The sequence below is a fragment of the Rufibacter sediminis genome, from assembly GCF_014269285.1.
Lineage (GTDB): Bacteria > Bacteroidota > Bacteroidia > Cytophagales > Hymenobacteraceae > Nibribacter > Nibribacter sediminis.
In genome coordinates this window covers 92,681-119,121 of the sequence record NZ_JACOAF010000030.1, presented here as the reverse complement: position 1 = coordinate 119,121, position 26,441 = coordinate 92,681, and the positions used below count along the sequence as shown (strand labels likewise).

The window sequence follows — 26,441 nt, the reverse complement described above, 5'->3', positions numbered from 1 at the left end:
CTGAACAAGAGCGGGTACGGAGCCTTTCTTCACATAAAAAGAAAGAACATGAAATATGATGTAACAGTAATCGGTTCCGGTCCCGGAGGTTACGTGGCAGCCATCCGCTGCGCGCAGTTGGGCCTGAAAACCGCCATTATTGAGAAATATTCAGTGTTGGGTGGTACTTGCCTGAACGTGGGCTGTATTCCGTCTAAAGCGTTGTTAGATTCATCTGAGCACTTCCACAACGCCGCCCATACCTTCACCACGCACGGCATTGAGCTGGAGAACCTGAAAGTGAACATTGAGCAGATGATCAAGCGCAAGAGCGAAGTGGTGAAGTCCAACAACGACGGCATCGCGTACCTCATGAAAAAGAACAAGATTGACGTGTACAACGGCCTTGGCTCTTTCGTGAACAAAAACACCATCAAAATCGCGGGGCAGGACGGTGCCGAGCAGCAGATCGAAACGGATAAAACCATCATCGCCACCGGTTCTAAGCCCGTGAGTCTGCCGTTCCTGCCTGTTGATAAAAACCGCATCATCACTTCCACTGAGGCCTTGACCTTGAAAGAGGTTCCCAAGCACATGATTGTGATTGGTGGCGGTGTGATTGGCCTGGAGTTGGGTTCCGTATACGCCCGCCTTGGTTCAAAAGTAAGTGTGGTGGAATACACCGATGCCATCATCCCGACCATGGACCGTGCCTTGGGCAAGGAGTTACAGCGCGTGTTGAAAAAGACCCTCGGTTTCGAGTTCTTCTTCGGACATAAAGTAACCGGTGCCGAAGTGCAAGGCGAAGGCGTGGTGGTAACCGCGGAATCTCCCAAAGGGCAGACCGTGACGTTTGAAGGCGATTACTGCCTGGTTTCCGTGGGTCGTAAACCGTACACCGAAGGCTTGGGTCTGGAGAATGCGGGCGTGCAATTGGGCGAGCGCGGCATGATTGCCGTAGACGATCACCTGCAAACCAACGTGCCCGGCATCTACGCCATCGGTGACGTAGTACGCGGTGCTATGCTGGCCCACAAAGCCGAGGAAGAAGGTGTTTTGGTAGCCGAGATCATGGCAGGCCAGAAGCCGCACATCAACTACAACTTGATCCCGGGTGTAGTATACACCTGGCCGGAAGTAGCGGGCGTAGGTTTCACCGAGGAGCAGTTGAAAACCCAGGGCGTGGCGTACAAAGCCGGTTCTTTCCCGTTCAAAGCCTCGGGCCGCGCCAAAGCATCTATGGATACTGATGGTTTCGTGAAAGTATTAGCCGATGCCAAGACCGATGAAATTCTGGGCGTGCACATGATCGGGCCCCGCGCCGCTGACATGATCGCCGAGGCCGTAGTGGCCATGGAGTTCCGCGCGTCTGCCGAGGACATAGCCCGCATGAGCCACGCACACCCCACCTACACCGAGGCCATGAAAGAAGCCTGCTTGGCAGCCACGGAGAACCGCGCGATTCATATTTAAGGATCTTCTTATATTAATCACAAGAGGGGCCACTTCCAAAAAAGGAGTGGCCCCTCTGCTTTAAAGCGTTTAGGACCTGTTTTCCTAAAATCAGGCCCTAAACGTAAACCTGTTTGGCTGCTACCCAGAGCAGTGTAAATCTTATTTAAAGTTTTGTCTTATCATAACAAGAGAGGGCTCTCCTGAATCATCAGGAGAGCCCTCTCTTTTACACTTCGTTTTAGGCCTGATTTTAGGAAATCAGGCCTAAAACAGGAATTAGAAGTTCCAGCCGACGGTGGCGATGAAGTTGGTGTTGGTGATTTTGCTTTTTACCGTGGGCACTGACAGGTTGTAATACTCTGAGCCTTGGTCATTCACTTCCAGGTTGGTATAAGGGGAGTACACGCTGTTGTACTTGCCATACACCAAAGCGCCGTCAATGAAAAAGTTGTTCTGTCTGATCCCGAATCCTCCGGTGTAGTACGATTTCGCCTGGTTCACGTCACTGTCTTTGAACGGATCGCCGTACAGAGCGTAACCAGCTCTCACTCTAAAGATATTGAACCGACCCTCTGCCCCAACGCGGTAATTCAGCGCTTTGTCATACACGTTCTTGATGGTCTGGTTCTCGTTCTGGAAAGAATCGTCGGAGTCTAACTTGGCGTTGCTGTAGTCTACATATTCCACATCGGCGGTGATGAAGCCGTTCTTGCCTAAGAAGAAGGCGGCGCCACCACTGGCCCGGAAAGGAGTGGTGAGACTGTAGTCATACTCGCCCTGATCTGTGGAGAAGTACTGGTTCAGGTTCGCGTTTTCTTCAGGAGCCTCGGTGTAGTTAACTGAGAGATTGGTGTTGTAACGGTCTGTGAGGTTAAACCAGGTAGGCGTCTGCACAGAGAACCCCAGGCGGAGCGCATCGCTGGGACGGTAGATACCCCCCACCCGTAAGCTCACGCCCGAACCTTCCGTAGTTAGTTGGTCTTGCAAACTCAGGTTGGTGATGTCAGAGGCCGGACCTTCCTCAGAATACGTTCTGGTCTGTTTAAACCGGACGGTAGTTAAACCCAAGGATGCCCCAATGAAGAATTTGTCCCGGAAGCTGGCGCCGTAGGCAAAATCCCACTGATTCTGGGAGCCGGTTGTCTGGATGTTCTCCTGAAAGGCATTGTTCGGCACCCAGTTAGGGTAATAGAAACCGTTCGCATCTTCGTCAATGAGATAGGTTTCAAAAGCTAGCTCCTGTAGTGAATTATACGCCAGCTCACCACCAACAAGTGGGTCTCGGTTGGCGCGTTGCGCGGCATATTCCCCAAACTTCAGGTTGTCTTCTCCTCCCTGGCCCCGGTAAAAAGAGCGCTGGTTGAAGTTGTTCTGTCTGGTGTAGCCAATCCCGAAGGAGCTGGAGCGCCAGTCGCCTTCCTCGTCATCCGCTTTGCGGGTGGAGAATACTGCCGAAAGGCCCGGGATGTTCAGGTTGTTGCGGCTGTTGGTAGCGGCAGAGCCATAGACGGTGCTGTTGACCTCATTGGCGTTGATGCCGGCAGAAACGGTGATCTCTGAGCGTCTGAAAAGTCCCAGACCCGCCGGGTTAGAGGAAAAAGAACCGGCATCACCGCCTAAGGCTACGTTGGCCCCGCCAAGACCCATGGTGCGGGCGGTTCCCCCAAATTCTGTTCTTGAGTAACGGAGAGCATCTACCTCGTTTTGGGCAAAGCTCTTTCCGGCACTGCCTAGCAACGCCAGGCAGGCCAGAAGAAAACTATATCGTTTCATGTAGTTTAAAAAGAATGGAAATTAATTTCTGCCTCTACGGCCACCACCTGAGCTGCTTCCGCCGCCGCCACCTCCGGAAGAGGAGCTGGAGGAAGATGAGCGAGATGGCTCATAAGAACGGCTGGGAGCCGGCTCATAAGAACGGGTACGGGTTTCCGTAGGTCTTGGGGCCGGGGTGTAATCCGTGCGCTGACGTCTGGTAGGTTGGCCGCCTTCTGAGCTTACCCCGCTGGTGCGTGATCTTCTCTCCTGGGCCGGAACGCTGATCTCCTGCGTCTGGCTGCCTGAAGGAGCGGCTGTTCTCCGGCGCGTCTGGATAGTGCCATCGGCATCGGCTACGCCACCTCTGGAAGTAGCACGACCTCTGTAACCCGGTTCCACTGCCGTGGCTGCGCTTGACCGGCTGGTGCCGGGAGACGCTATGCTGCCGCGGCCGTCCCGCGAGATATTAGGGTTTCTGCCGCTGGTGTTCGTGCTTCTGTCATCTCTGCGGCCGTAAGCCACGCGGCTCGCCACTACCCGGCCTCCGCCGTACACGTTGTCATAGTATCCGCCGCCATAGTAACCGCCGTAACGGTAAGGGTTGTAGCCGTATCCGTAGCCACCATATCCCCAGGGATTGTAATACCGGCCAAAACCGATGCCGATGCCGATAGACAAGCCCGTGCGCGGCCAAAAAGGATCATACATCGCCATTCTGGCCATGCTTGGTCCGTAGAACGGATCGTAGAAAGGGTCCATCCAGGGGTCCATCATCACCGCTCTGGAGTAGTAGCGGCCCGGATAATAGAAAGGTGACTGATACGCGTAGTACGGGTTCCCGAACGGCGCATCGTAGTAAGAATACTGGTAAGGCGTGTTGTTGCTGGAACGTCTTTGGGCGTAGGATTCAGGGTCGCTCACGCGCTCAGTGATGTCCCGGGAGTCATCGCCTCCGTCAACTTCCTCCGCGTAAGCGGTCGCATCTTCCTGCGGTGCGGGCTCCACGTAGGTTACTTTGTCAGAAGAGGAGAAATACACATCGTCCGTCTCACTGGTCTGTAAGTTGGAAGAGGTGCTACAACCGGCTGCCAGAAAGCCCAGCAGCGGTAATATGAGCAGTTTGTTTTTAGTATATTTCATGGGAGTATAGTAGTTGGTAAAGGATGCTAGACCAATTCACGAAACCAATAACACGAGTATCCGGTTCGCCAACGTTTCTATTCAGATATATTAACGTATTTTTGGGCCGAAAAGGTATGGTAACGCTTAAGAAATTAAGCAAATTCTATGCCGTGTAATTCAAGATTCGCTATATATTTCTTCTTTATCAAAGATACAAAAAATGAGCAAAGGGTTGCCTAAACGCAGCGAGGATTATTCTCTCTGGTATAATGAGTTAGTGAAACGGGCCGGCCTGGCCGAAAACTCAGCCGTGCGCGGTTGTATGGTCATCAAACCCTACGGCTACGCCATCTGGGAAAAGATGCAGCGCGTGCTGGATGACATGTTCAAAGCTACTGGACACTCCAACGCCTATTTTCCCCTATTCGTGCCCAAAAGTTTGTTTGAGGCCGAGGAGCAGAACGCCGAGGGTTTCGCCAAGGAATGCGCCGTAGTGACCCACTACCGCCTGCAAACGGATCCCGACAAACCCGGAAAACTGCGCGTAGACCCTAATGCCAAACTGGAGGAAGAACTCATTGTGCGCCCTACCTCAGAAGCCATTATCTGGAGCACCTACAAAGGTTGGATTCAAAGCTACCGCGATCTGCCTTTGCTCATCAACCAGTGGGCGAACGTAGTGCGCTGGGAGATGCGGACCCGTCTGTTTCTGCGGACGGCTGAGTTCCTGTGGCAGGAAGGCCACACCGCCCACGCCACTTCCAAAGAAGCCGTAGAGGAAACCGAACGCATGCTGCACGTCTACGCTGATTTCGCCGAGAATTTCCTGGCCCTGCCGGTAATCAGAGGCAAGAAAACGCCGAACGAGCGCTTCGCCGGAGCTTTGGACACTTACTGCATTGAAGGTCTGATGCAAGACGGAAAAGCCCTGCAAGCCGGTACGTCGCACTTCCTGGGGCAGAACTTCGCGCAGGCGTTTGACGTGAAATTCGCGACCAAAGAAGGCGGCCTGGAGCACGTCTGGGGAACCTCGTGGGGCGTGAGTACCCGTTTGATGGGAGCCCTGGTGATGGCCCACTCCGATGATGAAGGTCTGGTGCTGCCGCCAAAACTGGCCCCAATTCAAGTGGTGATTGTGCCGATTTACAAAGGCGAAGAACAACTGGCGCAAATCTCCGAGAAGGTTTTGGGCCTGAAAAAGCAATTGGAGGCCAAAGGCATATCCGTGAAGTTTGACGACCGCGACACCGAGCGTCCCGGCTTCAAGTTTGCCGAGTGGGAACTGAAAGGCGTGCCGGTGCGAATCGCCATTGGCGGAAGAGATTTGGAGAACGGCACCGCCGAAGTAGCCCGCCGTGACACCAAAGAGAAAAGCTCCCAGCAGTTTGATGAGTTGGTGAACACCATTCCGGCCCTGCTGGACGAAATGCAAGCCAACATCTTCCAGCGCGCGTTAGACTTTAGGGAAGCCAACACCACCAAAGTTGATTCTTATGACGAGTTCAAACGCATTCTGGACGAGAAACCCGGGTTTGTATTAGCTCACTGGGACGGAACCCCCGAGACCGAGGAGCGCATCAAAGAAGAAACCAAAGCCACCATCCGCTGCATCGCCCTGGACACGCCAGAGGAAGAAGGCGTGGACATGGTCACCGGCAAACCTTCTTCGCGCCGTGTGTACTTCGCGCGAGCGTACTAGATTGATGTGAAGATTTGGAAATGAGGAGATGTGAAAATGTCTCCTCGATTTATAGATGATAGAAAAGGGAACCGCTCCAACAGCGGCTCCCTTTTCTGTTTTTAGCCTGTTTTAGAAGAAACAGGCTAAAAACAGCTCTGCAATTTCCTGCTTCAAGTTTTCAACTTGGAGCACTAATTACGCAAGTTTTCAACTTGCGTAACTGTCAAGAGAGTTTAGTTTAGGCCCGTTTTTCTAAAAACAGCCTCAAAACAGAAACTGCGGGAATTGTTATCTTTGTTTTCCATCCATAAAGAATACAGAGATGAAAAGCATCGCCATCTTTTGCGGGGCCAGCAGCGGCCACAATCCGGTGTATCGTGAAGCGGCCCAGAAATTGGGGACTTTGTTCGCCCAGAAAGGCATCCGGCTGGTGTACGGCGGCGGGAAAGTTGGTCTGATGGGCGTAATAGCCGATGCGGTGCTGGCCGGAGGCGGCGAGGTGGTAGGCGTGATTCCGCAGAGCCTGGTAGACATGGAAGTGGCGCATACGGGGCTTACCCAACTGCACGTGGTGCAGACCATGCATGAGCGCAAAGCCCTGATGGCCGCGGAGTCAGATGCGTTTGTAGCCATGCCCGGCGGCTTCGGTACGTTTGATGAGTTCTGCGAGATTGTGACCTGGAACCAACTCAAGATCATCCAGAAGCCCGCGGCTTTGTACAACGTGAACGGTTATTTCAATCCGTTTCTGCAGATGATGGACCACAGCGTCACCGAAGGTTTTGTCAAGGCCGAGCAGCGCGACAATATCATCATCGCGGATAAAGGAGAAGAACTGCTGAACCAGTTGCAAAACCACTCGCCCGTCATCACGGAGAAGTGGGTGGATTTTAAACGCATTTAGCCGCAGGAAACGTCCCTACATTGAAAAAGAAGCGCCACCTGAGAAAGGTGGCGCTTCTTTTTGCCTGTTTTCAGGAAAATGGCCTTAAAACAGTTCGGGCCGCTGAGGTGAAAAAAAACGGCGCACGTCAGGCAACTCGGGCGGGAGAAACGGCATTTACCTTTCAAACCGAACCTATCGTCATGAATAGAAACCTGCTCCTTGTTTGCCTGTTATTGGTGTGCGCCTCCGCCTTCGGGCAGACTACTTCTCAGCCTCTGCCAGACAGCGTCAAAGCATACCTGGACAAAGGACTTTCCCTGCTGCAGGAACATTCTCTGAACCGGGATGCGGTGAACTGGGAGGAGTTGCGCCGGGCGGCTTACGAGAAAGCGCGGGGAGCCAAGACGTACGAGGAGGTAGCGCCGGTGTATCCGTTTCTCTTTGAGCAGCTCAATGATTATCACGGCTGGTTCACGTACAAAGGCAAGAGCTATTCCTGGCGAAGGAACCCCGCCCAGCCCCGCAACGCGGCGGTAGTGGCCGAGCTTAAAAAGAAGCCCGGGGTGCAGGTGAAAGTGCTGAAGAACGGCATCGGGTACATCTTGCTTCAGGGCAATAGTGACTTCGGGATGACGAATGTGAACCGTGATGCGCAGGCCATTCGGGATTCCATCAGCAAAATCCATCCGGGTAAAATAAAAGGCTGGATCATAGACCTTCGGCTGAACACCGGCGGCAACATGTATCCCATGTTCGGGGGCTTGGCACAACTGATGGGTGACGGGAAAGTAGGCGGCTTTGTGACGAAAGACCAGAAACCCGAGGAGGAGTGGAGCATCAGGGACAGTAACTTCTACGTGAACACGGCCCTAGTTACCAACGTGCCCCAAGCGCTGCAGGTAGCGGGAGACGCGCCCATGGCCGTGCTGTTGAGCAACATGACCGCCAGCGCCGGTGAGGCCGTGGCCATCAGCCTCAAAGGCGCTTCTTCGGGGAAACCACCCACGGGCTCACCACTGCCAACGAAGGCTTCCGGATAGACAAAAACTCTGGCCTTACCCTGGCCGTCCTGTATGAAGCTGATCGCAACGGCGTGATCTACCAAGAAAACGTGAAGCCAGACGAAGAAATCCTGAACGGCGATGACTTCACCAACTGGAAAAAAGACCAGAAGATCGCCGCTGCCGTTAAGTGGCTCAAAAAAGAAACCAAGGCCCAAAGGAAGAAACGGTAGCCTGCTTTTTTAAAACGAGAGAAGCCCAGGCAACTGCCTGGGCTTCTCTCTTAAATCTAAATCATGCTACTCGATACGTGCTACTTGATACCGAAACTTACGCTTCCTGCACCATCTGGGCCACGGCCTTGATCCAGCTCGGGTGCGTGTTCAGGCTCTCCACCAGTTGCCAGTGTTCGCCTCCGGCGGCTTCAAACTCCTCCTTAAATTCCTTGCCTACTTCAATGGTGGTTTCCAGACAATCGGCGACAAACGCGGGACTGAACGCTAAGACGTTCTTCACGCCGGCGGCGGCCAGGTCTTTCAGAATGAAATCGGTATAGGGGGTGAGCCACGGATCTTTGCCTAGGCGGGACTGAAACGAGACGGTGTACTTGTCCTCGGGGATGTTCAACGCTTTGGCCAACTGGCGCGAGGTCTCAAAACACTGGGCGCGGTAGCAGTAGCGGTTGCGGCTGTGGTAGGTGTTGCAGCAGACGCCCAACTGGCAATAGCCTTTGGTGCTGGCTTTCAGAACCTGCCGCTCGGGTATGCCGTGGTAGCTGAACACAAAATGGTCATAGTCGCGCTGGGCCATGTGCTGGCTCGCAATCTCGGCGAAGGTGCCAATAAAGCCCGGGTGGTTGCAGAACGTGCTGATGAACCGGATGTCTGGGATCACCTCCCACTTGCTCACCAGCTCCATCACTTTCTCCTGCACAGAGCCCGTGCTGGCCGAGGCGTACTGCGGGAACAGCGGCAGCACCACAATGCGGTCCACCACTTTGTCCTGCAGTTCTTTCAAGGCACTTTCAATGCTGGGGCTCTGGTACCGCATGCCAAACGCCACGTGGTAGTCTTTGCCCAATTGCTCCTGCACCAGGCGCTGCAGATCCAGTCCGTGGAACAACAGCGGCGAACCGCGCTCGGTCCACAGCTGCGCATAGATCTTCGCCGATTTAGGAGCCCGGAACGGCGCAATCACGCCGTTCACCAACATGTATCTGGAGGGCGCGGCAATGTCCAGCACCCGTTTGTCCAATAAGAATTCGCGCAGGTATTTGCGCACGTGCGGTACGCTGGGAGAGTCCGGCGTGCCGAGGTTGACTAGTAATACTCCTGTTTTGCCAGTGGCTCCACTTTTCATACGCTTTCAATTGAGGGGCAAAGATACGGATTTGAGGACCAGTTGGCACGAGCCAGACAGGTGATCTACATCATTTTCCGATAGATATTGCCAATGAGTGATAGAGGCGGCACTTCCCGTTTCAGGTTCGTTTTCCGGAAAACACGCCCAAAACCCATAAGCGCTAACGGCGGCTAAATGTTTTGACGTTTTTGTACGCGTAAAGAATAGATGCGTTTTGAGGGGCTGACTTCTGCCGACTCGGCTAGAGTGACACCGGTGGGGAAGAAGGCCAATAGGTGAGTTGCTCTTTCTAACTGTTTTCGTGAATAATTGATACTCAAGAAGTAGCAACCCGCCCGATACTTGCTGCGTGATACTTCATACGATCTAAAAAAGCCGTACCTTTGCAAACTATTTTAAATGGAGGCGAAAAAAATGGCAGAAAAGCCGCACAAAGCAGGGTTTGTAAGCATCATCGGTAAGCCGAACGTAGGCAAATCCACGTTGATGAACGTGATGGTAGGCGAGAAACTGTCCATTATCACGTCCAAAGCCCAGACCACCCGGCACCGCATCATGGGAATTCTCAACGCCGAGGAGTTCCAGATTGTGTACTCAGATACCCCCGGCATCATTCAGCCGCAGTACGAGCTGCACGAGTCCATGATGCGTTTCGTGCATGCGTCGCTGGAAGACGCTGATGTCATTCTGTTCGTGACCGATATTTACGAGAAGCACGACGAGAGCGAAGTGGTGGAGCGGCTGCGCAAAGCCAAAGCGCCCATTCTGCTGCTCATCAACAAAATTGACCAGGCCACGCAGGAAGAGGTAGTTGACAAAATTGCCTATTGGAAAGAGCAGCTGCCCGCGCAGGAATACCTGCCCATCTCGGCGCTGCACAGCCAGGGCACGCCCGGCGTGTTCCAGAAAATCCTGGATCTGCTGCCCGAGCATCCGCCCTATTATCCCAAAGATGAACTAACCGACAAGCCGGAGCGTTTCTTTGCGGCCGAGATGGTGCGCGAGAAGATTTTCCTCAACTACAAAAAGGAAATTCCTTATAGCTGCGAGGTGGTCATTGAGGAGTTCAAAGAAGACGACGACATCATTAGAATGCGCGCCGAGATCAGCGTGGAGCGGAAAAGCCAGAAAGGCATCGTGATCGGGGACAAAGGCGCGGCGCTCAAGAAAGTAGGCACCCAGGCCCGCATTGACATGGAAGAGTTCTTCCAGAAGAAAGTGTTCCTGGACCTCTACGTGCGCGTGAATGAAAACTGGCGCGCCGATAAGCGTTTGCTGGACCGTTTCGGCTACAACAGCATATAATTAATAGTATCAAGACACACGTATCAAGTAGCAAGATTTTCAGCAAGGGTAATAACCAGTAGTATCTAAAATCTTGATACTTGCTACCAGATACGTGATACAGACAATTCCCTAGCGGCGCCACGAAGGCGATACCGCAGGTTTAACCCGCGTTTTGGGAGCGATTCCCGGAAAGGAGCCTCAAAACGCACATTTAAGTAGATATGGCACAAAATACAATCGCCATTGTAGGACGCCCCAACGTGGGCAAATCAACCCTGTTCAACCGTTTAGTAGGTCATCGGAAAGCCATTATGGACAATGAGAGCGGCGTGACGCGCGACCGCCACTACGGCCACGGCAACTGGACAGGCAAGTACTTCACCGTGATTGACACCGGCGGCTACGTACGCGGCTCAGACGATATCTTTGAAGAGGAAATCAGGAAACAGGTAGAACTGGCTATCAAAGAAGCCGATGTCATCCTGTTCATGGTAGACGTGGACGCAGGTTTGACCGGCCTGGACCAGGAATTTGCCGATGTGCTGCGCCGCACCGATAAGCCCGTGTACATTGTGGCCAACAAAGCCGATACGCACGCCCGTGGCCACTTGGCCGGCGAGTTTTACGCGATGGGGTTTGAGGGCGAGATTTTCCCGGTTTCCAGCCAAAACGGCTCCGGAACGGGAGAACTGCTGGACGAGGTAGTGAAACACTTCCCTGAGGAAGGCATTGAGAACCCCGAGGCCGGTATTCCGCGCATTGCCGTGGTGGGCAGACCAAACGTGGGCAAGTCCTCGTTTGTGAATTTGCTGCTGGGCGAGGAGCGCAACATTGTCACCGATGTAGCCGGTACCACCCGTGACTCTATCCACTCGCACTACAACGCGTTCGGGCAGGAATTCATCATCGTGGATACCGCCGGGCTCCGGAAGAAGAGCAAAGTACACGAAGACATCGAGTTCTACTCGGTGCTGCGTTCCGTGCGCGCGCTGGAGGAAAGCGATATCGTGATTGTGATGCTGGATGCCACCCGTGGCATTGAAGCCCAGGACATGAACATCATCGGCTTGGCAGATAAAAACCGCAAGGGTCTGGTGATTCTGGTGAACAAGTGGGACCTGGTGGAGAAGGAAACCAACACCATGCGTGACATGGAGAACGCCATCCGGGAGAAGATTGCGCCTATCGCATATCCGCCTATCGTGTTTATCTCGGTGCTGAACAAGCAACGCGTGCATAAAGCCATTGAGACGGCCATTCAGGTGCATGAGAACCGCACCATGAAGATCCCGACCTCCAAGCTGAACGATGCCATGCTGAAGGAGATTGAGCGTTATCCGCCGCCGTCCATCAAAGGCAAGTTCGTGAAGATCAAATACGTGACGCAGCTGCCTACCAACACGCCCACGTTCGCGTTCTTCTGCAACCTGCCCCAGTACATCAAAGAATCCTATACCCGGTACCTGGAAAACCGATTGCGGGAACATTTTGGATTTGAAGGTGTGCCCGTTAACTTAGTATTCAGAAAGAAATAGGCCCTCGGCTTATTTCTTTCTATCCGCGACTTACCCAACGTCTAAACCTGCTTACTGTTAACTTTTTATGAAGACTGTTTTACCTTTTGCCGCAGCAGTTCTGTTGACTTTCTCTGCGTGTTCCTCTAAAGAAGCCGAGGAGACGCCTATTTCCTCTTCTGAAACCATAGAGGAAAGCACCAACGCCACCGATGTGGCCGAGACCACTGCGGCTCCCATTGACTCTACCGGACTCTCCAGAGATTCTGTGGCTTCTGATATCTAAGCTGCTAACGGCGTAAAACTTACCTGTTGTGACGCTTTGCCAAGGCGCGGGACGGTCCTGATGTACTTCAGGACGGTCCCGCGCCTTATCCGTTTTAAAAGAATCTGATGGTATTGTTTTAATATCTAGACTTAAAAATATATCCATTTCTCCATACAGCCGTACATACCACCAGAACAGATCTTTCTTGGCTGATTTCCTGTAAAAGGCAGAAAAGAAAGAGAAGAGATTACCCGTTCATACAAAATAAGACTATGAAAAAGACATTGTTTCTGTTTGCGCTCCTGGGAGGTGTTGTAAGCTTTTCGGCTTGTGATTCTAAAAAAGAAAACAACATGGAAAAGCAGGCAGAGAAAGTTGAAACGCACGCTGAGATGGCCGGCGATACGGCCTTGGCTGCCGAGGCCCGCGAGGTGAAAGACAGCATTGACCAGGTAGATCCTGAATAGACTTTGTTTCCTCAGGAAACGCACACAAGACACTCGTACAAAATAAAACTATGAAAAAGACCCTCTTTGTAATGGCCCTGGCGGCCGGAATGCTCTCGTTCTCTTCCTGTGACTCAGCGAAAGAAAACCAAGTGGAAGACCAGACGGAAAGAACCGAAGACATCCAGGACGATGCTGACAACCCTGTTCCAGAGGAAGCCGCCGAAGAGCGGGAAGATAGCGTAGACGCCGCTGATCCAAGTTAATTCCCGCACACCATACGACATTGGCAATAAAAAAGAGCCCGTACTACTAAGTGCCGGCTCTTTTTCATTGCTGGTGATTACCTAAAGATAGGAGATCCGTTTTAAAGCCGATTTTACAAAAACGGCCCCTAAACTCAGGCGCCTAATCTTCTCTGGATAAGCCCGTCTACCAAATGGAAAAGCTGCGGGGGCGCCAGCGTGCGCCACGGAATCTTGTCCAGGTCTCCGCCGAAGTTGATGTAGTAATCCAAATGGAACTGCTGCATCTCCTGCACCACAAATTCCTGAAACCCGATGGCCGCAATCCAGCCGTCTTCCACTTCCTCAAACCACTCCTCGTAGTACGCGTCATCTGAGCCGTGGAAATTGAAGACGTTCTCCCCAATCAGGATGAAATGGTTGATGCCTTCGCCCACCATCAGGTCCAGGATGTTGCGCTTCAGAGACATGATGTCATTGTTGAGCGTGTCGTTCCACTCGCCTATGAATTCTATGACGGCGTAATTGTCATGGTAGTCTACATAGAGAATCTTGATGAAGAGCGTCTCAGAATCTATGTCGTCCCACTGCGGATGGATGTAGTAGCCGTAGATGGTGTTGATGTATTCCAGTTCGTTGTTCTCCGCACCGTAAAGCGGCGAGCGTTCGTCTTCTGAAGCTGTGTAGGCTTCGATCCAGTTATAGAAAGGTTCAATGGTGTGCATGGCCAAAAAGATGTATTGCAAACTGCATAACGCAGAAAACCGGGTCAGGGATGGCCGAACGGCACAAAAAAAGATTCGCCGGGTGTGGGCGAATCTTTCTGTCCTGTTTCAGGCCTGTTTTCAGGAAAGTAGGCGCAAAACGGAAGCTTAGTGTTCTGCGGCGGCGGTAATGGCGGCGCGCACGCTGCCGTGTAAGTCTAGTAACTCCTTGGCTTTCTCCTCAGAAGTGTTCAGTTCTTCCATGATCATGCGCACGCCACGGTCTACCAGTTTGTGGTTGGTGAGCTGCATGTCTACCATCTTGTTGCCTTTCACGCGACCCAGTTGGATCATGGTGGAGGTGGTGAGCATGTTCAGGGCCAGTTTCTGGCCGGTGCCGGCTTTCATACGCGTGCTGCCCGTCAGGAACTCTGGGCCGGTCACTACCTCTACCGGGAACTTGGCCACGGCGGCCACTTTGCTATCTGCATTGCAGACAATGCAGCCGGTGGTGATGCCGCGCTCATTGCAGGCCTGTAAGCCGCCAATCACGTAAGGAGTCCGGCCCGAGGCCGCGATGCCCACCACTACGTCTTTCTCGTTCACGCCGTACGCGTCCAGGTCTATGATGGCCTGCTGGTCATCGTCCTCGGCAAACTCCACGGCTTTCCGGATGGCGGTATCGCCGCCGGCCATGATCCCGATGACCATGTCAAACGGAACGCCAAAGGTAGGCGGGCATTCAGACGCGTCTACCACGCCCAGACGGCCGCTGGTGCCGGCGCCAATGTAGAACAGGCGGCCGCCCTCTTTCATTTTGGCCACGGTGGCCTCTACCAGTTTCTCCAGCTGCGGAATGGCTTTCTCCACGGCCAGGGGCACGGTTTTGTCTTCTTTGTTGATGTTGGTGAGGAGTTCCTGCACGCTCATCTGTTCCAGATGGTTGTAGTGCGAAGCGGTTTCTGTGGTGCTCATGCTGTGGTTTTCTGTTGGTGGTACAAGCTTAGGCCTGCAATGGGGCTGTCTAGTATCTGTCCTACGGTAATGTGGTATTCTTTGGCTACGGTACGCAGCATATCAGCGAAATGGAAGGCGATGGAGCCCACAAAATGCGTTTCTTTCTGCTGGTAGCCGGGGTATTTTATGACGGTTTTCTCAAAAAAGTCTTTAAAACACTGGCAGATCATCTGGTAGATGAAGGGGTGCTGCTGCTGGTCAAAGAGAAATCTGGAGTAGCTGGCCATGTAGCGGTTGGGGTACGGCTTGCGGTACACCTGGTCTATGATCTCGTCACGGTTGGTGTTGTAGCGGGCCATGAACGAGTCATGGAGGTCTGCCGGGAGTTCCTGGTTCAGGAAGGCTTGCACCAGCAGTTTGCCCATGTAGCCGCCGCTGCCTTCATCGCCTAAGATGAAGCCCAGGTTGGGAACGTTCTGCACAATCTTCTCTCCGTCATACAGGCAGGAGTTGGAGCCGGTGCCCAAAATGCAGGCAATGCCTTCTTTGTCTCCGCAAAGAGCATGGGCGGCTGCCTCCAGGTCATGGTGCACATGCACCTGGGAGTGGGGGAAAAGCTCTTTCAGGGCCAGGGCCACTACTTCCTGCTTGTCTTTGGCACTGCAACCGGCGCCGTAGAAGTAGATCTCCTGGGGAGTTTGGCCGCCTAGTTGTTCTAAGAGGCTGTCTTTCAGAGTTTGGGCGATTTCTGGGGTGTTCTGGTAATAAGGGTTGATGCCCTCGGTTTGCGCCTGGGCCACTTCGCCCTGGGAGTCTAGTAAGCGCCATGCGGTTTTGGTGGAGCCGCTGTCAGCAATCAGGATCATATAATTTTGTTCGTAAGCTGGGCCAAATCTCTGAAAAACTGACCAGACCAGAGCTATTTTTTTAGAATTCCTATAATAGAGAACTTGTCAAACACATATTCGGTGTGCGGGGCATCGGCTAATTCCTCGGTTAAGTCCTGGCCCGCCCAGTGTTCATAGTGGTTTCCGCGCCGCCATAACCGTGACTTGGTCACGTCATAGATCTCGCCTTTGTACGCCACCCAAATCTCGTCCCGGTCCTGACCGTTCCGGAGGGCTAACTGAGCGCGGGTGTATTCTTGCATGGTTATATAATGTGCTAATTGGTTAATGTGCTGATGTGCTAATTTGATAATTAGGAAATGTGTAGATGTGGAAATATGCTAATTGTTTATTGTGCTGATGTGGTAATGTGCTGATGATTTTCCTTTTAAGGCTGTTTTCTGGAAAACTCGCCCAAAATGCTTCGGTTTTTCATTCTGCATTCCTTCTTTCAACTCTTCCTGTCCTATTTCCTTCCCTCTTCTGTCATCCTGAAAGGATATTGTGGGCAAACTGTAATAAGGACAACTATGTAACATAAGCTTACAACATAACCCTTCGTTTTATTTGGAATGCTTGTCCTATGCTGTTCTATAGCTTCTGCTTGCCTTGTTCGCCCACAAGATCCTTTCAGGATGACAGAAGAAGAGGCTTCAAAGGGAATTTGCATGCATGAAGGCTGTGTAAGCTCCGCCAATGTAGTTCTCTAAAATAGCACATCAGCACATCTACGCATTTCCTAATTTCCACATTTACACATTCCACATCTACACATTTCCTAATTAGCACATCAGCACATTAACCAATTAGCACATTAAAACCTCGCCTGCATGAGAATCCAGCGGTTGGGGACTTCGCCGTCGGCGGCGGTGAGGTAGTCCTGGTAGCTGCAGGGGACAATCAGCGGGGCGTGCCGGCCGGAGAGGTCGTCTACCTGCATCCACCATTTTTCGGTGAGGCGGTTTTTGTAGAAGGCCATTTTGTTGGGATTGTCGTGGAAACCCACCGAGAACTTGAGGAACTGGTTGCTGTGGAAATCAAGGGTGCCCTGGCGCTGGTAGAAGCCCTCAATGCTGTACCACACCATGGTAGCCAAAGTAGTGGCGGTCAGGGAGCGGTGGTCCAACTCGGGGCGGTAACCATAGAAGCCCAGGGAGCTGAGTTGGTCGTTCTGGCCGGCGTACCAGCAGAGTTGACACGCTTCCTCACCGGTTAACCCAAACGGATTGGCCTGCTGTTGCCCGGGGGCATCGTGGTGGCGGAGGGCCGAGACATCAAAACTGATGAGATCGGCTTGTCGGATGATGGGCTCCATTTCCTGCATCTGTTGCCGTACCTGGCCTACCCGGTATAATTCAAAGTGCAGTTTCTCAAACGCGGCCAGGGTGGAGGCATCGGTGAGGTAGGTCTGGTGGCCTATGTGGCTGAACCCGAATAGGTAGTTGGGGTCATGCAGCAGGATGCGGTGCAGGTGGTGGTGCTCAGGGGCGGTGTCAGCCACATCGGCCATGTCCGGTTGGCTGTCTATCACCACCAGGTTAACCGTTTTGGACAAGTGCTCGTACCCTAAGAACTGGCCGTACGTGAGGTCATGGGAGCCGCCCAGAAGGATGGGGAACTTGCCGGCATCCACTAATATTTCTATTACCTCTTTCAGGCGTAGGTACGTGTCTTCCAGGTGAATGCCGGGAAGCAGGTTGCCCAGGTCCATCACCAGCCAGGAACCGGTTCCCTTCATGAGGCGGTAGAGCTCCTGCCGAATTCTGTTGGGGCCCTGGTACGTGAGATCAGTAGTGTTGGTGCTGCCGCGGTATTCTGGCAGACCCAGCAGGACCACCTCGGCAGAGCGCCAATCCGGAAACGAGTGGATAAACGGGGCCAGGTAGCCTCCCACGGTCTTCGGTGCGTCTGCCTGCCCGAAAAGCTCTTCGGGCAGTGGTTCAAAAAAGATGGAGAGATTCATGAAGTGCGTGTGGCAAAAATCAAATTTAGGTAAATATCGGCCATAAGGCCGAAGCATTTTTAACAATTCGGTTAAGCGGGCGCAGCGGGGTTTTATTTTTTTTAAACCTTATTTGCGTTATATTAACCGGACAAACCACTAAGACGCTCTAAATCTATGAAAGTAACCCGGGTTTTTGATTTGCTGACCAACCAGTTAGAGCAGTTTCCACAACCAGACTGTCTGGCTGCAAAAATCAACGGAGAATGGGTGAAATACAGCACGCAGCAGGTGGTGGAGACCGTGAACACGATGAGCCTGGCGCTGATCAAGTCGGGCATCCGGAAAGATGACAAGGTTGCCCTGATTTCCATGAACCGGCCTGAATGGACGTTCTCTGACTACGCCATTCAGCAGGTGGGCGCGGTGAGCGTGCCCATGTACCCCACCATCACCGTGGAGGATTACCGCTACATCCTGAAAGACTCAGAGACCCGGCTCATTCTGGTGTCAACGGAAGACCTGTACCGCAAAGTAAAGGAAGCCGCCGCCGATCTGCCGGGCATTCAGGAGATTTACACCTTTGACCACGTGCCTGGCGCCAAGCATTGGACGGAGCTCCTGAAAATGGCCCAGGGAGAAGACGTTGCCACGCTGGAGCCGTACAAGGCCGCCGTGCAGCCCGCAGACCTGCTTTCCATTATCTATACCTCCGGCACTACCGGGGCTCCCAAGGGAGTGATGCTCTCGCACAACAACCTGGTAAGCAACTTCACCAACGTGAAACCCTTTGTGCCCGTGAACCAGGAGCACCGCGCCCTGAGCTTCCTGCCGCTCTGCCACATCTATGAGCGCATGGTGTCCTGCATCTACATGTCGGTGGGCGTGTCTGTGTACTTTGCCGAGAGTATTGAAAAAGTAGGCGATAATCTCAAGGAAGTGGGGCCGCATATCTTCGTAACGGTGCCGCGCCTGCTGGAGAAAGTCTATGACAAGATTGTAGCCAAGGGCGGCGAGCTGACCGGCGTGAAAAAAAGCCTGTTCTTCTGGGCGCTGGCCCTGGGGCAGAAATACGATACCCGCACCTCGCCGGGCGCTTTCTATGACCTGCAACTGAAACTGGCCCGCAAGCTGATCTTCTCCAAATGGCAGGAGGCGCTGGGCGGAAACGTGAAAGTGATTGTCTCCGGCGGAGCCGCGTTGCAACCCCGGTTGGCGCGCGTGTTCTGGGGTGCCAACATCCGCATCATGGAAGGCTACGGCCTCACTGAAACCTCGCCGGTCATTGCCGTGAACCGCTACGAGCCCGAGAACAACGTCATTGGCACCGTGGGGCCGGCCATCAACAACGTGGAAATCAAAATTGCCCAGGACGGCGAGATTCTCACCCGCTCTGAAAGCGTGATGGTGGGCTACTACAAACGCCCCGACCTGACCGCCGAGGCGATTGACCCCGACGGGTGGTTCCATACCGGCGACATTGGCGAACTGGTGGAAGGCAAGTTTCTGAAGATCACGGACCGCAAGAAAGAGATGTTCAAGACCTCGGGCGGTAAGTACATCGCGCCGCAGCTCATCGAAAACAAACTCAAGGAGTCTCTGGTGGTGGAGCAGGTGATGGTGGTAGGCGAAGGGGAGAAGTTCCCGGGTGCCTTGATTGTGCCCGCTTTTGAAGGCTTGCGGGAGTGGTGCCGTATTCACAGCATCGCGTACACCTCAGACGAAGAGATGATCCGGAAGCCGGAGGTGCTGGACAAGTTTCAGAAAGAGATTGACAAAGCCAACGAGCACCTGGCCCAGTACGAGAAGATCAAGAAGTTTGTGCTGCTGCCTAAGCTCTGGAGCGTTGAAACCGGGGAGATGACGCCAAAGCTCAGCATCAAGCGCAAGGTCATCACCAGCAACAACAGCCATTTGATTGAAAGCCTGTACCGCACCGCGTAAGACAAGTTAATACAGCAGGGGAGACGTTCAACAGCGTCTCCCCTGCTGTTTCGTTTTAGCCCTGTTTTCCGGAAAACAGCCGCAAAACCCAGCTGGCTAGCAAGAGCGTTGCCGCAGGTTGTTTGCCAAAGTGGCAATGTAGTGGCCTCTGCCCCCGGAGAAGAATAAAAACAGGACTCTATTCATCCTTTTTGTTGCCAGTACGTAAAATTTTTATTTTATAGTATGCAAGCATAACAAATTTTATTAAATTTGGTAAGAGACAGCAATAGCCCATGAAAGCAAACGAGACGGTAGACTATAATATCAAAGTGTGCTGGCACGCCATCGCGCGCATGTACAATGCCCAGGCCGTGAAGAATGACATCACTACCTCCATTGGGTTCGTGCTGCTGAACATCGATCCCGAGAAAGGCACCCCGGCTACCAAGATCGCGCCGCTGTTGGGCCTGGAGGCCCGAAGCCTGACCCGCATCCTGAAGAGCATGGAAGAGAAAGGCCTGATCTACAAGGTTGCCGATGAGCAGGACAAACGATCCGTGCGCATTCTGCTCACCGAACTGGGGCTGGAGAAACGGGAAGTGAGCCGGGTAACTGTGCGCCGGTTCAACCAGAAAGTGCGCGAGGTGATCCCTGAGAGCCAGCTGCAGGTGTTCTTTCAGGTGGTGGGCCAGATCAACGACCTGATAGACTCTAAAAAGGTCTACTAACCGCCAGAAAAGAAACGGGTGTTTTAAGCCTGTTTTCCGGAAAAGACCTTCTAAACGGAAGTTGTACCAAGTAAATAATAGAAGCGGCGCGAGTCGCCCGTCGTGATACAAAAACTGAGTAACTATGAAGAGAATCATCAAGAAAGTGGCGGTGTTGGGCTCGGGCATTATGGGCTCGCGCATTGCCTGCCACTTCGCCAACATTGGCGTGCAGGTGCTGCTCCTGGACATGGTGCCGCGTGAGCTGCTCCCCGAAGAACAAGCCAAAGGCCTCACGCTGGAGAACAAGCTGGTGCGCAACCGCATTGTGAACACCGCCCTGCAAACGGCCATCACCTCCAACCCCGCGCCCCTCTACAAGAAAACCGATGCCCGCCTCATCCAGACCGGAAACTTTGACGATGACCTGAACCGCATTGCCGAGTGCGACTGGACCATTGAGGTAGTGGTGGAGAACCTGAAAATCAAGCAAAGCGTGTTTGAGCGCGTGGAGCAATTCCGCAAGCCGGGCACGTTGATTACTTCCAATACCTCGGGTATTCCCATTCACCTGATGCTGGACGGCCGTTCCGAGGACTTCAGAAAGCACTTCTGCGGCACGCACTTCTTCAACCCGCCGCGCTACCTCAAGTTGCTGGAGATCATCCCCACGCCAGAAACCGATCCTGAAATCACTGCTTTCCTGTTAAAGTACGGCGATCTGTACCTGGGTAAAACCACTGTGCTGGCCAAGGACACGCCGGCGTTCATCGCGAACCGCGTGGGTATCTATGGCATCATGCAGGTGCTGCACGTGATGGAGAAACTGGGTCTGAACGTAGACGAAGTAGACCGCCTCACCGGTCCGGTAGTGGGCCGCCCGAAATCCGCGACCTTTAGAACTTCCGATGTGGTGGGTCTGGACACGCTGGCCAAAGTTGCGCAAGGGCTGTACCAGAGCGGCGAGAACGACGAAGCCCGTGACCTGTTCCAGTTGCCCGGTTACATTCAGCAGATGCTGGAGAAAAACTGGCTGGGTGATAAAACCCGCCAAGGCTTCTACAAAAAAACCAAAACTGCTGAGGGTGCCACCGAAATCCTGACGCTGGACCTCAAAACCATGGAATATGGGCCTAAGCAAAAGGTTCGGTTCCAGAGCATGGAAATGCTGAAGCCCATCGAGGATTTGCGCAAGCGCCTCAAAGCCTTCAGCCAGGCCCAGGACAAAGCCGGTGAGTTCTTTAGAGAGACTTCCTTCGGGCTGTTTCAGTACGTGACCAACCGCATCCCCGAAATTTCCGACGAACTCTACCGCATTGACGACGCCATGCGCGCCGGTTTCGGGTGGGAGCTGGGGCCGTTTGAAACCTGGGATGCTTTTGGCGTGCGTGAGACCGTTTCTGCCATGGAAACCGCCGGTTACAAGCCCGCCGCCTGGGTGTACGAGATGCTGGAGGCCGGCCACGAGAGCTTCTACCGGAGCCAGAACAACCAGCGCCAGTACTATGATATTGATTCCAAAGAATACAAGCAGATTCCAGGCACCGAGAACTTCGTGCTCCTGGATGTGCTGCGCGGTAACAATGTGGTCTGGAAAAACGCCGGCTGCTCTATCATTGACCTCGGCGACGGCATCCTGAACGTAGAGTTCCACTCCAAGATGAACGCCATCGGGAGTGAAATCATCCAGGGGCTGAACAAAGGCATCGACTTGGCGGAACAGAACTTTAGAGGGGTAGTGGTAGGCAACGAAGCCGCGAACTTCTCGGCGGGCGCTAATCTGGGCCTTGTGTTCATGTACGCCCTGGACCAGGAGTATGATGAGCTGAACCTGATGATCCGGCAGTTCCAGAACACCATGATGCGCATGCGCTACTCGGCTATTCCGGTAGTGGCGGCCCCGCATGGCCTAACGCTGGGCGGCGGCTGCGAGCTGTGCCTCCACGCCGATAGAGTGCAGGCAGCCGCCGAGACGTACATCGGGCTGGTAGAATTTGGCGTGGGCTTGATCCCGGGCGGCGGCGGAACGAAGGAAATGACCCTGCGTACCTCAGCCGCTTACGAAGAAGGCGACACCGAGTACAACGCCCTGCGCAACGTGTTCATGACCATCGGGACGGCCAAAGTCTCCACCTCCGCGGCAGAAGCCTATGATTTAGGGTTCATGCGCCACGGCGATGGTATCACGCTCAACAATAACCGCCAACTCGCCGAAGCCAAAGCCGAAGCCATCCTGTTAGCCGAGGCTGGATATACCAAACCAACCCCTAAAGCCAACATCAAAGTGCAGGGCCGCGGCGGACTGGGAATGTTCATCACCGGTGCCCACGCTATGCAAGCCGCCGGGTTCATCTCAGACCATGACCGCAAGATCTCCGAGAAACTGGCCTACGTGATGTGCGGCGGTGATTTGTCTATGCCGTCTGAAGTGTCTGAGCAATACCTGCTGGACCTGGAGCGCGAAGCCTTCCTGAGCCTCTGCGGCGAACGTAAAACCCTGGAACGCATCAAGAGCATCCTGACAACCGGTAAGCCCCTGCGGAATTAGTTTCCCCACCATGTCATTCTGGAAGAATCTCGGTAACAAACTAGACGGCAGTAGCGATGAAACAGCATAACTACTTTGTCTACATCACGTCAAACCCGACAAAGACAGTGCTTTACGTGGGAATGACCAATGATTTGTCTCGAAGATTGTTCGAGCACCGGGAGAATCGAGGCAAGCCAGAGACGTTTGCCGGCAGATACTACTGTTATAAGTTACTGTACTATGAGCGGCACTCGTTTGTGCAGCATGCAATTGACCGGGAGACAGAGTTGAAGCTAATGGGCCGTGAAGAGAAGGTTGCTTTAATTAAAACAATTAATCCAAAGATGCTTTTTCTGAAGATAGCCGACTGAACTACCGCTTGCCACCAAGATTCTTTCAGAATGACAAAAAGGTGGAGAGTTTCATAGAGAGTAAGAGTTGAAAAGAGAACTAAGAGCTGTTTTCAGCTTGTTTTTATAAAAACACCTCAAAAACAGAAAAGAAAATGCAAACTGCCTATATAGTTGCCGGATTCAGGACCGCCGTGGGGAAAGCGCCCCGCGGAGTATTCCGTTTCACCCGGCCCGATGATCTGGCCGCCGATGTGATCAAGCATCTGCTGGCCTCGGTGCCGCAATTGGACCCCGCCCGCGTAGATGACCTGTTGGTAGGAAACGCGGTGCCCGAGGCGGAGCAAGGCCTCCAGATGGGACGCATGATTTCCCTGCTGTCCCTGCCCATCAACGTTCCCGGTGCCATCATGAACCGCTACTGCGGCTCTGGTATTGAGACCATCGCCACCGCGTCTTTCAAGATTCAGTCCGGCATGGCCGATTGTATCATCGCCGGAGGGGCCGAGTCTATGAGCCTGGTGCCGGTGGTGGGCTGGAAAACCGCGCCGAACTACAAAATCGCGAAAGAACACCCTGAATATTATCTGAGCATGGGCTTGACCGCCGAGGCCGTAGCCAATGACTTCAAGGTTAGCCGCGAAGACCAGGATGCATTCGCCTTTGCCTCGCACCAGAAAGCCATCCGGGCCATTGAAGAAGGTCGGTTCAAAGACCAGATTGTGCCTATCACCGTGGAAGAGACTTTCCTGGACGAGAACGGCAAAAAGAAAACCCGCTCCTACGTGGTAGACACCGATGAAGGTCCGCGCGCCGATACCTCCATTGAGAAACTGGCCAAACTTCGTCCCGTATTCGCTGCTAACGGAAGCGTAACGGCTGGTAACTCCTCGCAGACCTCAGATGGTGCCGCCTTCGTGATTGTGATGAGCGAACGCATGGTCAAAGAGCTGAACATTGAACCCATCGCCCGTCTGGTGTCTTACGCCGCCGAAGGCGTGGACCCGCGCATCATGGGCATGGGCCCGGTGAAAGCCATTCCACGCGCTTTGAAGAACGCTGGCATGAACCTGCAGGACATCGACATCATTGAAATGAACGAGGCCTTCGCCTCCCAGTCCATTGCGGTGATGCGTGAATTAGGCATTGATCCAGACAGACTTAACCCGAACGGAGGGGCCATCGCCTTGGGTCACCCGCTAGGCTGTACCGGTGCCAAACTGAGCGTGCAGCTCTTCAGTGATCTGCGCCGCATGAACAAGAAATACGGCATGGTGACGGCCTGCGTAGGCGGTGGCCAGGGAGTGGCCGGTATCTATGAGTTTTTGAAATAAGCTTCCGCTTTTGGCCTGCTTTTACAAAAACGAGCCAAAAGCGGGGTTTGCTCTTGTTTTGAAGGAAGAGACTACATCAACCTACTAGAATCTAAAGTCTTATACATATGGAAACTACAAGCAAAACCTTAAAAGGCGGTGAGTTCATCATCAAGGAAACCAACGCCGCAGATATTTTCACGCCCGAGGATTTTTCTGAGGAGCAGCGCATGATGGCCGAAACGGCCCAGCAGTTTGTGCAAACCGAGGTGCATCCGTTGGTAGAACGTCTGGACAACCACGAGGAAGGCCTGATGGAAGGCCTCATGAAAAAGGCCGGGGATTTAGGCTTGTTCGGCGTAGCCATACCAGAGCAGTACGGTGGCCTGAACATGGACTTCAACTCGTCTCTGCTGGTAACGGAGTCAGTTGGTCCGGGGCACTCGTTCCCGGTAGCCTTCGCGGCGCACACGGGTATTGGAACGCTGCCTATCCTGTACTTCGGGACAGAGGAGCAGAAAGCCAAGTACATTCCCAAACTGGCCACCGGCGAGTGGTCCTCGTCTTACTGCTTAACCGAGCCGGGTTCCGGATCAGACGCGCTGGCCGCTAAAACCAAGGCGGTGCTGGACGTGGATGGCGAAAACTACATCCTGAATGGCCAGAAAATGTGGATTACGAACGCGGGTTTCGCCGATGTGTTCATCGTGTTCGCGCAGGTAGACGGCGATAAATTCACGGGCTTCATCGTGGAGAAAGGCGCCGAAGGGTTGAGCCTGGGCAACGAGGAGCACAAAATGGGCATCAAAGGTTCTTCCACGCGCCAGGTGTTCTTCACGGACTGCAAAGTGCCGAAAGAAAACGTGCTGGGCGAGATTGGAAGAGGGCACTTGATCGCGTTCAACATCCTCAACATCGGCCGGATTAAACTGGCGGCAGCTTGTTTGGGCGCTTGTAAGAGCGTAGCTGATCTGTCAGTGAAATATGCCAATGAGCGCATCCAGTTCAAAATTCCGATCTCCAAGTTTGGGGCCATCCGTCATAAATTAGCTGAGCAGGCCATCCGCATCTTCGCGGTGGAATCTGCGCTGTACCGCGCTGGGCACGACATCCACCAGAAAGAGCAGGAATTATTGGCCGCTGGCAAAAGCTACAACGAAGCTGTGCTGGAAGCAGCCCGTGAGTTTGCCGTAGAAGCCGCTATCCTGAAAGTAGACAGTTCCGAGGTGCTGGATTACGTGGTAGACGAAGGCGTGCAGATCTACGGTGGCTACGGCTTCTCCGCTGATTACCCCATGGACCGCGCGTACCGCGATGCCCGTATCAACCGCATCTTTGAAGGTACCAACGAAATCAACCGCATGCTCATCGTGGACATGGTCTTGAAGAAAGCCATGAAAGGCGAACTGGATTTGATGGGACCTGCCGCCGCCGTGCAACAGGAGCTGATGGAAATTCCAGACTTCGGCGATGAAGACACCACGCTGTTTGCGTACGAGAAGAAAGCCGTGCAGAAGTTCAAGAAAGCCGTGCTCATGACCGCCGGTACCGCCGTGCAGAAGTTCATGATGACCCTGGACAAAGAGCAGGAAGTGTTGATGTACATCGCGGATATGGCCATCCAGACCTACATCACGGAATCTGCTCTGCTGCGTGTGGAGAAACTGGTAATGCGGGACGGCGAAGAAGCCCACGCCCGCCAGCTGGACATGGTACGCGTAGTCATCAATGACGCCGCTGACCGCATCAACAAAGCCGGAAAAGAAGCGTTGGCCGCCATGAGTGAGCCCGGCGATGAGCAAAAGCTACTATTGATCGGTTTGAAGCGCTTCACCAAACTGGAGCCGTTCAACACCAAAGAAGCCCGCCGCCGCATCGCCGCTGATATGATCAAAGCGAACGAGTTTGTTTACTAAGACGCAAGATTCAAGACATAAGTCGAAAGACTTAGCCTTGAATTTTGAAAGAGCGTTTTAGCCCTGTTTTGGGCAAAACCCCTTAAAAACAGAAAACCCCGTCAGTTGGCGGGGTTTTCTGTTTTTAAGGGGTTGATTATCCATCGGCAGTCCTCAAGGTCAGTATTAGGCTGAATTTTTAAAAAGTCGCGCAGAGATGAATAAAAAA

24 protein-coding genes are annotated in these 26,441 nt (G+C 53.4%); 16 read left to right on the top strand and 8 right to left on the bottom strand.

The window, feature by feature from the left end; all coding sequences use genetic code 11:
- Positions 1-48 precede the first annotated feature (48 nt).
- Positions 49-1,452: a dihydrolipoyl dehydrogenase gene (gene lpdA, locus H7U12_RS12490; protein WP_186638411.1), complete on the top strand. Its 1,404-nt coding sequence runs from the start codon at positions 49-51 to the stop codon at positions 1,450-1,452.
- A gap of 258 nt (positions 1,453-1,710) precedes the next feature.
- Here the strand turns inward: lpdA and H7U12_RS12485 are convergent, their stop codons facing one another.
- Entirely contained in the window at positions 1,711-3,207 is a 1,497-nt protein-coding gene (locus H7U12_RS12485) for an OmpP1/FadL family transporter (RefSeq protein ID WP_186638410.1), read from the bottom strand.
- 21 nt (positions 3,208-3,228) lie between these two features.
- Entirely contained in the window at positions 3,229-4,329 is a 1,101-nt protein-coding gene (locus H7U12_RS12480; protein ID WP_186638407.1) for a hypothetical protein, read from the bottom strand.
- A 202-nt stretch (positions 4,330-4,531) separates the two neighbouring features.
- Here H7U12_RS12480 and proS point away from each other — a divergent pair, with 202 nt between their 5' ends.
- From proS to H7U12_RS12460, 4 genes are all read left to right on the top strand, one after another.
- The gene (gene proS, locus H7U12_RS12475) at positions 4,532-6,010 is read left to right on the top strand and encodes a proline--tRNA ligase (RefSeq protein WP_186638405.1); all 1,479 of its coding nucleotides are present in this window, start codon (positions 4,532-4,534) and stop codon (positions 6,008-6,010) included.
- A gap of 304 nt (positions 6,011-6,314) precedes the next feature.
- On the top strand, positions 6,315-6,896 hold the full coding sequence (locus tag H7U12_RS12470) for an LOG family protein (RefSeq protein WP_186638403.1): 582 nt from the start codon (positions 6,315-6,317) through the stop codon (positions 6,894-6,896).
- Between the two features lie 182 nt (positions 6,897-7,078).
- On the top strand, positions 7,079-7,918 hold the full coding sequence (locus H7U12_RS12465) for a S41 family peptidase (protein WP_186638395.1): 840 nt from the start codon (positions 7,079-7,081) through the stop codon (positions 7,916-7,918).
- A gap of 53 nt (positions 7,919-7,971) precedes the next feature.
- Positions 7,972-8,112 (top strand): hypothetical protein, encoded by a 141-nt coding sequence (locus H7U12_RS12460; RefSeq protein ID WP_186638393.1) that lies wholly within the window; start codon positions 7,972-7,974, stop codon positions 8,110-8,112.
- A gap of 97 nt (positions 8,113-8,209) precedes the next feature.
- Here H7U12_RS12460 and hemH read toward each other — a convergent pair whose 3' ends face one another.
- Entirely contained in the window at positions 8,210-9,238 is a 1,029-nt protein-coding gene (gene hemH, locus H7U12_RS12455; protein ID WP_186638391.1) for a ferrochelatase, read from the bottom strand.
- A 417-nt stretch (positions 9,239-9,655) separates the two neighbouring features.
- On the opposite strand from hemH, the gene era reads away from it, so the two are divergent.
- The 5 genes from era (at position 9,656) to H7U12_RS12430 (ending at position 13,022) form a co-directional block, all read left to right on the top strand.
- Positions 9,656-10,546, top strand: a complete 891-nt coding sequence (gene era, locus H7U12_RS12450; RefSeq protein ID WP_186638389.1) for a GTPase Era — start codon at positions 9,656-9,658, stop codon at positions 10,544-10,546.
- A gap of 203 nt (positions 10,547-10,749) precedes the next feature.
- Positions 10,750-12,063, top strand: a complete 1,314-nt coding sequence (gene der, locus H7U12_RS12445) for a ribosome biogenesis GTPase Der (RefSeq protein ID WP_186638387.1) — start codon at positions 10,750-10,752, stop codon at positions 12,061-12,063.
- 67 nt (positions 12,064-12,130) lie between these two features.
- A complete protein-coding gene (locus H7U12_RS12440) occupies positions 12,131-12,328 on the top strand; it encodes a hypothetical protein (RefSeq protein ID WP_186638378.1) in 198 nt (65 codons plus the stop codon).
- Positions 12,329-12,582: 254 nt separating this feature from the next.
- A complete protein-coding gene (locus tag H7U12_RS12435) occupies positions 12,583-12,777 on the top strand; it encodes a hypothetical protein (RefSeq protein WP_186638375.1) in 195 nt (64 codons plus the stop codon).
- Positions 12,778-12,827: 50 nt separating this feature from the next.
- Positions 12,828-13,022: a hypothetical protein gene (locus H7U12_RS12430; protein ID WP_186638372.1), complete on the top strand. Its 195-nt coding sequence runs from the start codon at positions 12,828-12,830 to the stop codon at positions 13,020-13,022.
- 134 nt (positions 13,023-13,156) lie between these two features.
- Here the strand turns inward: H7U12_RS12430 and H7U12_RS12425 are convergent, their stop codons facing one another.
- The 5 genes from H7U12_RS12425 to H7U12_RS12405 form a co-directional block, all read right to left on the bottom strand.
- Complete coding sequence (locus H7U12_RS12425; RefSeq protein WP_186638368.1) at positions 13,157-13,726, bottom strand: hypothetical protein; 570 nt, start codon at positions 13,724-13,726, stop codon at positions 13,157-13,159.
- A gap of 147 nt (positions 13,727-13,873) precedes the next feature.
- A complete protein-coding gene (gene murQ / locus H7U12_RS12420) occupies positions 13,874-14,680 on the bottom strand; it encodes an N-acetylmuramic acid 6-phosphate etherase (RefSeq protein ID WP_186638365.1) in 807 nt (268 codons plus the stop codon).
- A complete protein-coding gene (locus H7U12_RS12415; RefSeq protein ID WP_186638358.1) occupies positions 14,677-15,528 on the bottom strand; it encodes a BadF/BadG/BcrA/BcrD ATPase family protein in 852 nt (283 codons plus the stop codon). Before H7U12_RS12415 ends, murQ begins: the two co-directional genes overlap by 4 nt.
- Before the next feature lie 53 nt (positions 15,529-15,581).
- Entirely contained in the window at positions 15,582-15,812 is a 231-nt protein-coding gene (locus H7U12_RS12410) for a cytochrome b5 domain-containing protein (RefSeq protein WP_186638356.1), read from the bottom strand.
- A gap of 551 nt (positions 15,813-16,363) precedes the next feature.
- The gene (locus H7U12_RS12405; RefSeq protein WP_186638353.1) at positions 16,364-17,512 is read right to left on the bottom strand and encodes a formimidoylglutamase; all 1,149 of its coding nucleotides are present in this window, start codon (positions 17,510-17,512) and stop codon (positions 16,364-16,366) included.
- A gap of 156 nt (positions 17,513-17,668) precedes the next feature.
- Here H7U12_RS12405 and H7U12_RS12400 point away from each other — a divergent pair, with 156 nt between their 5' ends.
- The 6 genes from H7U12_RS12400 to H7U12_RS12375 all read left to right on the top strand — a co-directional run bounded on the left by H7U12_RS12400 (position 17,669) and on the right by H7U12_RS12375 (position 26,233).
- Positions 17,669-19,435 carry an AMP-dependent synthetase/ligase gene (locus tag H7U12_RS12400; RefSeq protein ID WP_186638350.1) on the top strand — a complete coding sequence of 589 codons (1,767 nt, stop codon included), beginning with the start codon at positions 17,669-17,671 and terminating at the stop codon, positions 19,433-19,435.
- A 275-nt stretch (positions 19,436-19,710) separates the two neighbouring features.
- Positions 19,711-20,145, top strand: a complete 435-nt coding sequence (locus H7U12_RS12395; protein WP_186638346.1) for a MarR family winged helix-turn-helix transcriptional regulator — start codon at positions 19,711-19,713, stop codon at positions 20,143-20,145.
- Between the two features lie 124 nt (positions 20,146-20,269).
- Positions 20,270-22,672, top strand: a complete 2,403-nt coding sequence (locus tag H7U12_RS12390; protein WP_186638332.1) for a 3-hydroxyacyl-CoA dehydrogenase/enoyl-CoA hydratase family protein — start codon at positions 20,270-20,272, stop codon at positions 22,670-22,672.
- 56 nt (positions 22,673-22,728) lie between these two features.
- The gene (locus H7U12_RS12385) at positions 22,729-23,025 is read left to right on the top strand and encodes a GIY-YIG nuclease family protein (protein WP_186638330.1); all 297 of its coding nucleotides are present in this window, start codon (positions 22,729-22,731) and stop codon (positions 23,023-23,025) included.
- A 134-nt stretch (positions 23,026-23,159) separates the two neighbouring features.
- Positions 23,160-24,338 (top strand): acetyl-CoA C-acyltransferase, encoded by a 1,179-nt coding sequence (locus H7U12_RS12380; protein WP_186638328.1) that lies wholly within the window; start codon positions 23,160-23,162, stop codon positions 24,336-24,338.
- Between the two features lie 107 nt (positions 24,339-24,445).
- Complete coding sequence (locus H7U12_RS12375; RefSeq protein ID WP_186638326.1) at positions 24,446-26,233, top strand: acyl-CoA dehydrogenase family protein; 1,788 nt, start codon at positions 24,446-24,448, stop codon at positions 26,231-26,233.
- The last annotated feature ends 208 nt before the right edge of the window (positions 26,234-26,441 follow it).

Excerpts from the sequence above, each read along its gene's own strand:
- H7U12_RS12470 (WP_186638403.1), top strand. The coding sequence starts at position 6,315 with ATGAAAAGCATCGCCATCTTTTGCGGGGCCAGCAGCGGCCACAATCCG.
- H7U12_RS12480 (WP_186638407.1), bottom strand. The coding sequence starts at position 4,329 with ATGAAATATACTAAAAACAAACTGCTCATATTACCGCTGCTGGGCTTT.
- der (WP_186638387.1), top strand. The coding sequence starts at position 10,750 with ATGGCACAAAATACAATCGCCATTGTAGGACGCCCCAACGTGGGCAAA.
- H7U12_RS12425 (WP_186638368.1), bottom strand. The coding sequence starts at position 13,726 with ATGCACACCATTGAACCTTTCTATAACTGGATCGAAGCCTACACAGCT.
- proS (WP_186638405.1), top strand. The coding sequence starts at position 4,532 with ATGAGCAAAGGGTTGCCTAAACGCAGCGAGGATTATTCTCTCTGGTAT.
- H7U12_RS12485 (WP_186638410.1), bottom strand. The coding sequence starts at position 3,207 with ATGAAACGATATAGTTTTCTTCTGGCCTGCCTGGCGTTGCTAGGCAGT.
- H7U12_RS12410 (WP_186638356.1), bottom strand. The coding sequence starts at position 15,812 with ATGCAAGAATACACCCGCGCTCAGTTAGCCCTCCGGAACGGTCAGGAC.
- H7U12_RS12430 (WP_186638372.1), top strand. The coding sequence starts at position 12,828 with ATGAAAAAGACCCTCTTTGTAATGGCCCTGGCGGCCGGAATGCTCTCG.
- H7U12_RS12375 (WP_186638326.1), top strand. The coding sequence starts at position 24,446 with ATGGAAACTACAAGCAAAACCTTAAAAGGCGGTGAGTTCATCATCAAG.
- H7U12_RS12385 (WP_186638330.1), top strand. The coding sequence starts at position 22,729 with ATGAAACAGCATAACTACTTTGTCTACATCACGTCAAACCCGACAAAG.
- H7U12_RS12405 (WP_186638353.1), bottom strand. The coding sequence starts at position 17,512 with ATGAATCTCTCCATCTTTTTTGAACCACTGCCCGAAGAGCTTTTCGGG.
- H7U12_RS12395 (WP_186638346.1), top strand. The coding sequence starts at position 19,711 with ATGAAAGCAAACGAGACGGTAGACTATAATATCAAAGTGTGCTGGCAC.
- H7U12_RS12390 (WP_186638332.1), top strand. The coding sequence starts at position 20,270 with ATGAAGAGAATCATCAAGAAAGTGGCGGTGTTGGGCTCGGGCATTATG.
- H7U12_RS12440 (WP_186638378.1), top strand. The coding sequence starts at position 12,131 with ATGAAGACTGTTTTACCTTTTGCCGCAGCAGTTCTGTTGACTTTCTCT.
- H7U12_RS12380 (WP_186638328.1), top strand. The coding sequence starts at position 23,160 with ATGCAAACTGCCTATATAGTTGCCGGATTCAGGACCGCCGTGGGGAAA.
- era (WP_186638389.1), top strand. The coding sequence starts at position 9,656 with ATGGCAGAAAAGCCGCACAAAGCAGGGTTTGTAAGCATCATCGGTAAG.
- lpdA (WP_186638411.1), top strand. The coding sequence starts at position 49 with ATGAAATATGATGTAACAGTAATCGGTTCCGGTCCCGGAGGTTACGTG.
- H7U12_RS12400 (WP_186638350.1), top strand. The coding sequence starts at position 17,669 with ATGAAAGTAACCCGGGTTTTTGATTTGCTGACCAACCAGTTAGAGCAG.
- H7U12_RS12435 (WP_186638375.1), top strand. The coding sequence starts at position 12,583 with ATGAAAAAGACATTGTTTCTGTTTGCGCTCCTGGGAGGTGTTGTAAGC.
- hemH (WP_186638391.1), bottom strand. The coding sequence starts at position 9,238 with ATGAAAAGTGGAGCCACTGGCAAAACAGGAGTATTACTAGTCAACCTC.
- murQ (WP_186638365.1), bottom strand. The coding sequence starts at position 14,680 with ATGAGCACCACAGAAACCGCTTCGCACTACAACCATCTGGAACAGATG.
- H7U12_RS12415 (WP_186638358.1), bottom strand. The coding sequence starts at position 15,528 with ATGATCCTGATTGCTGACAGCGGCTCCACCAAAACCGCATGGCGCTTA.
- H7U12_RS12465 (WP_186638395.1), top strand. The coding sequence starts at position 7,079 with ATGAATAGAAACCTGCTCCTTGTTTGCCTGTTATTGGTGTGCGCCTCC.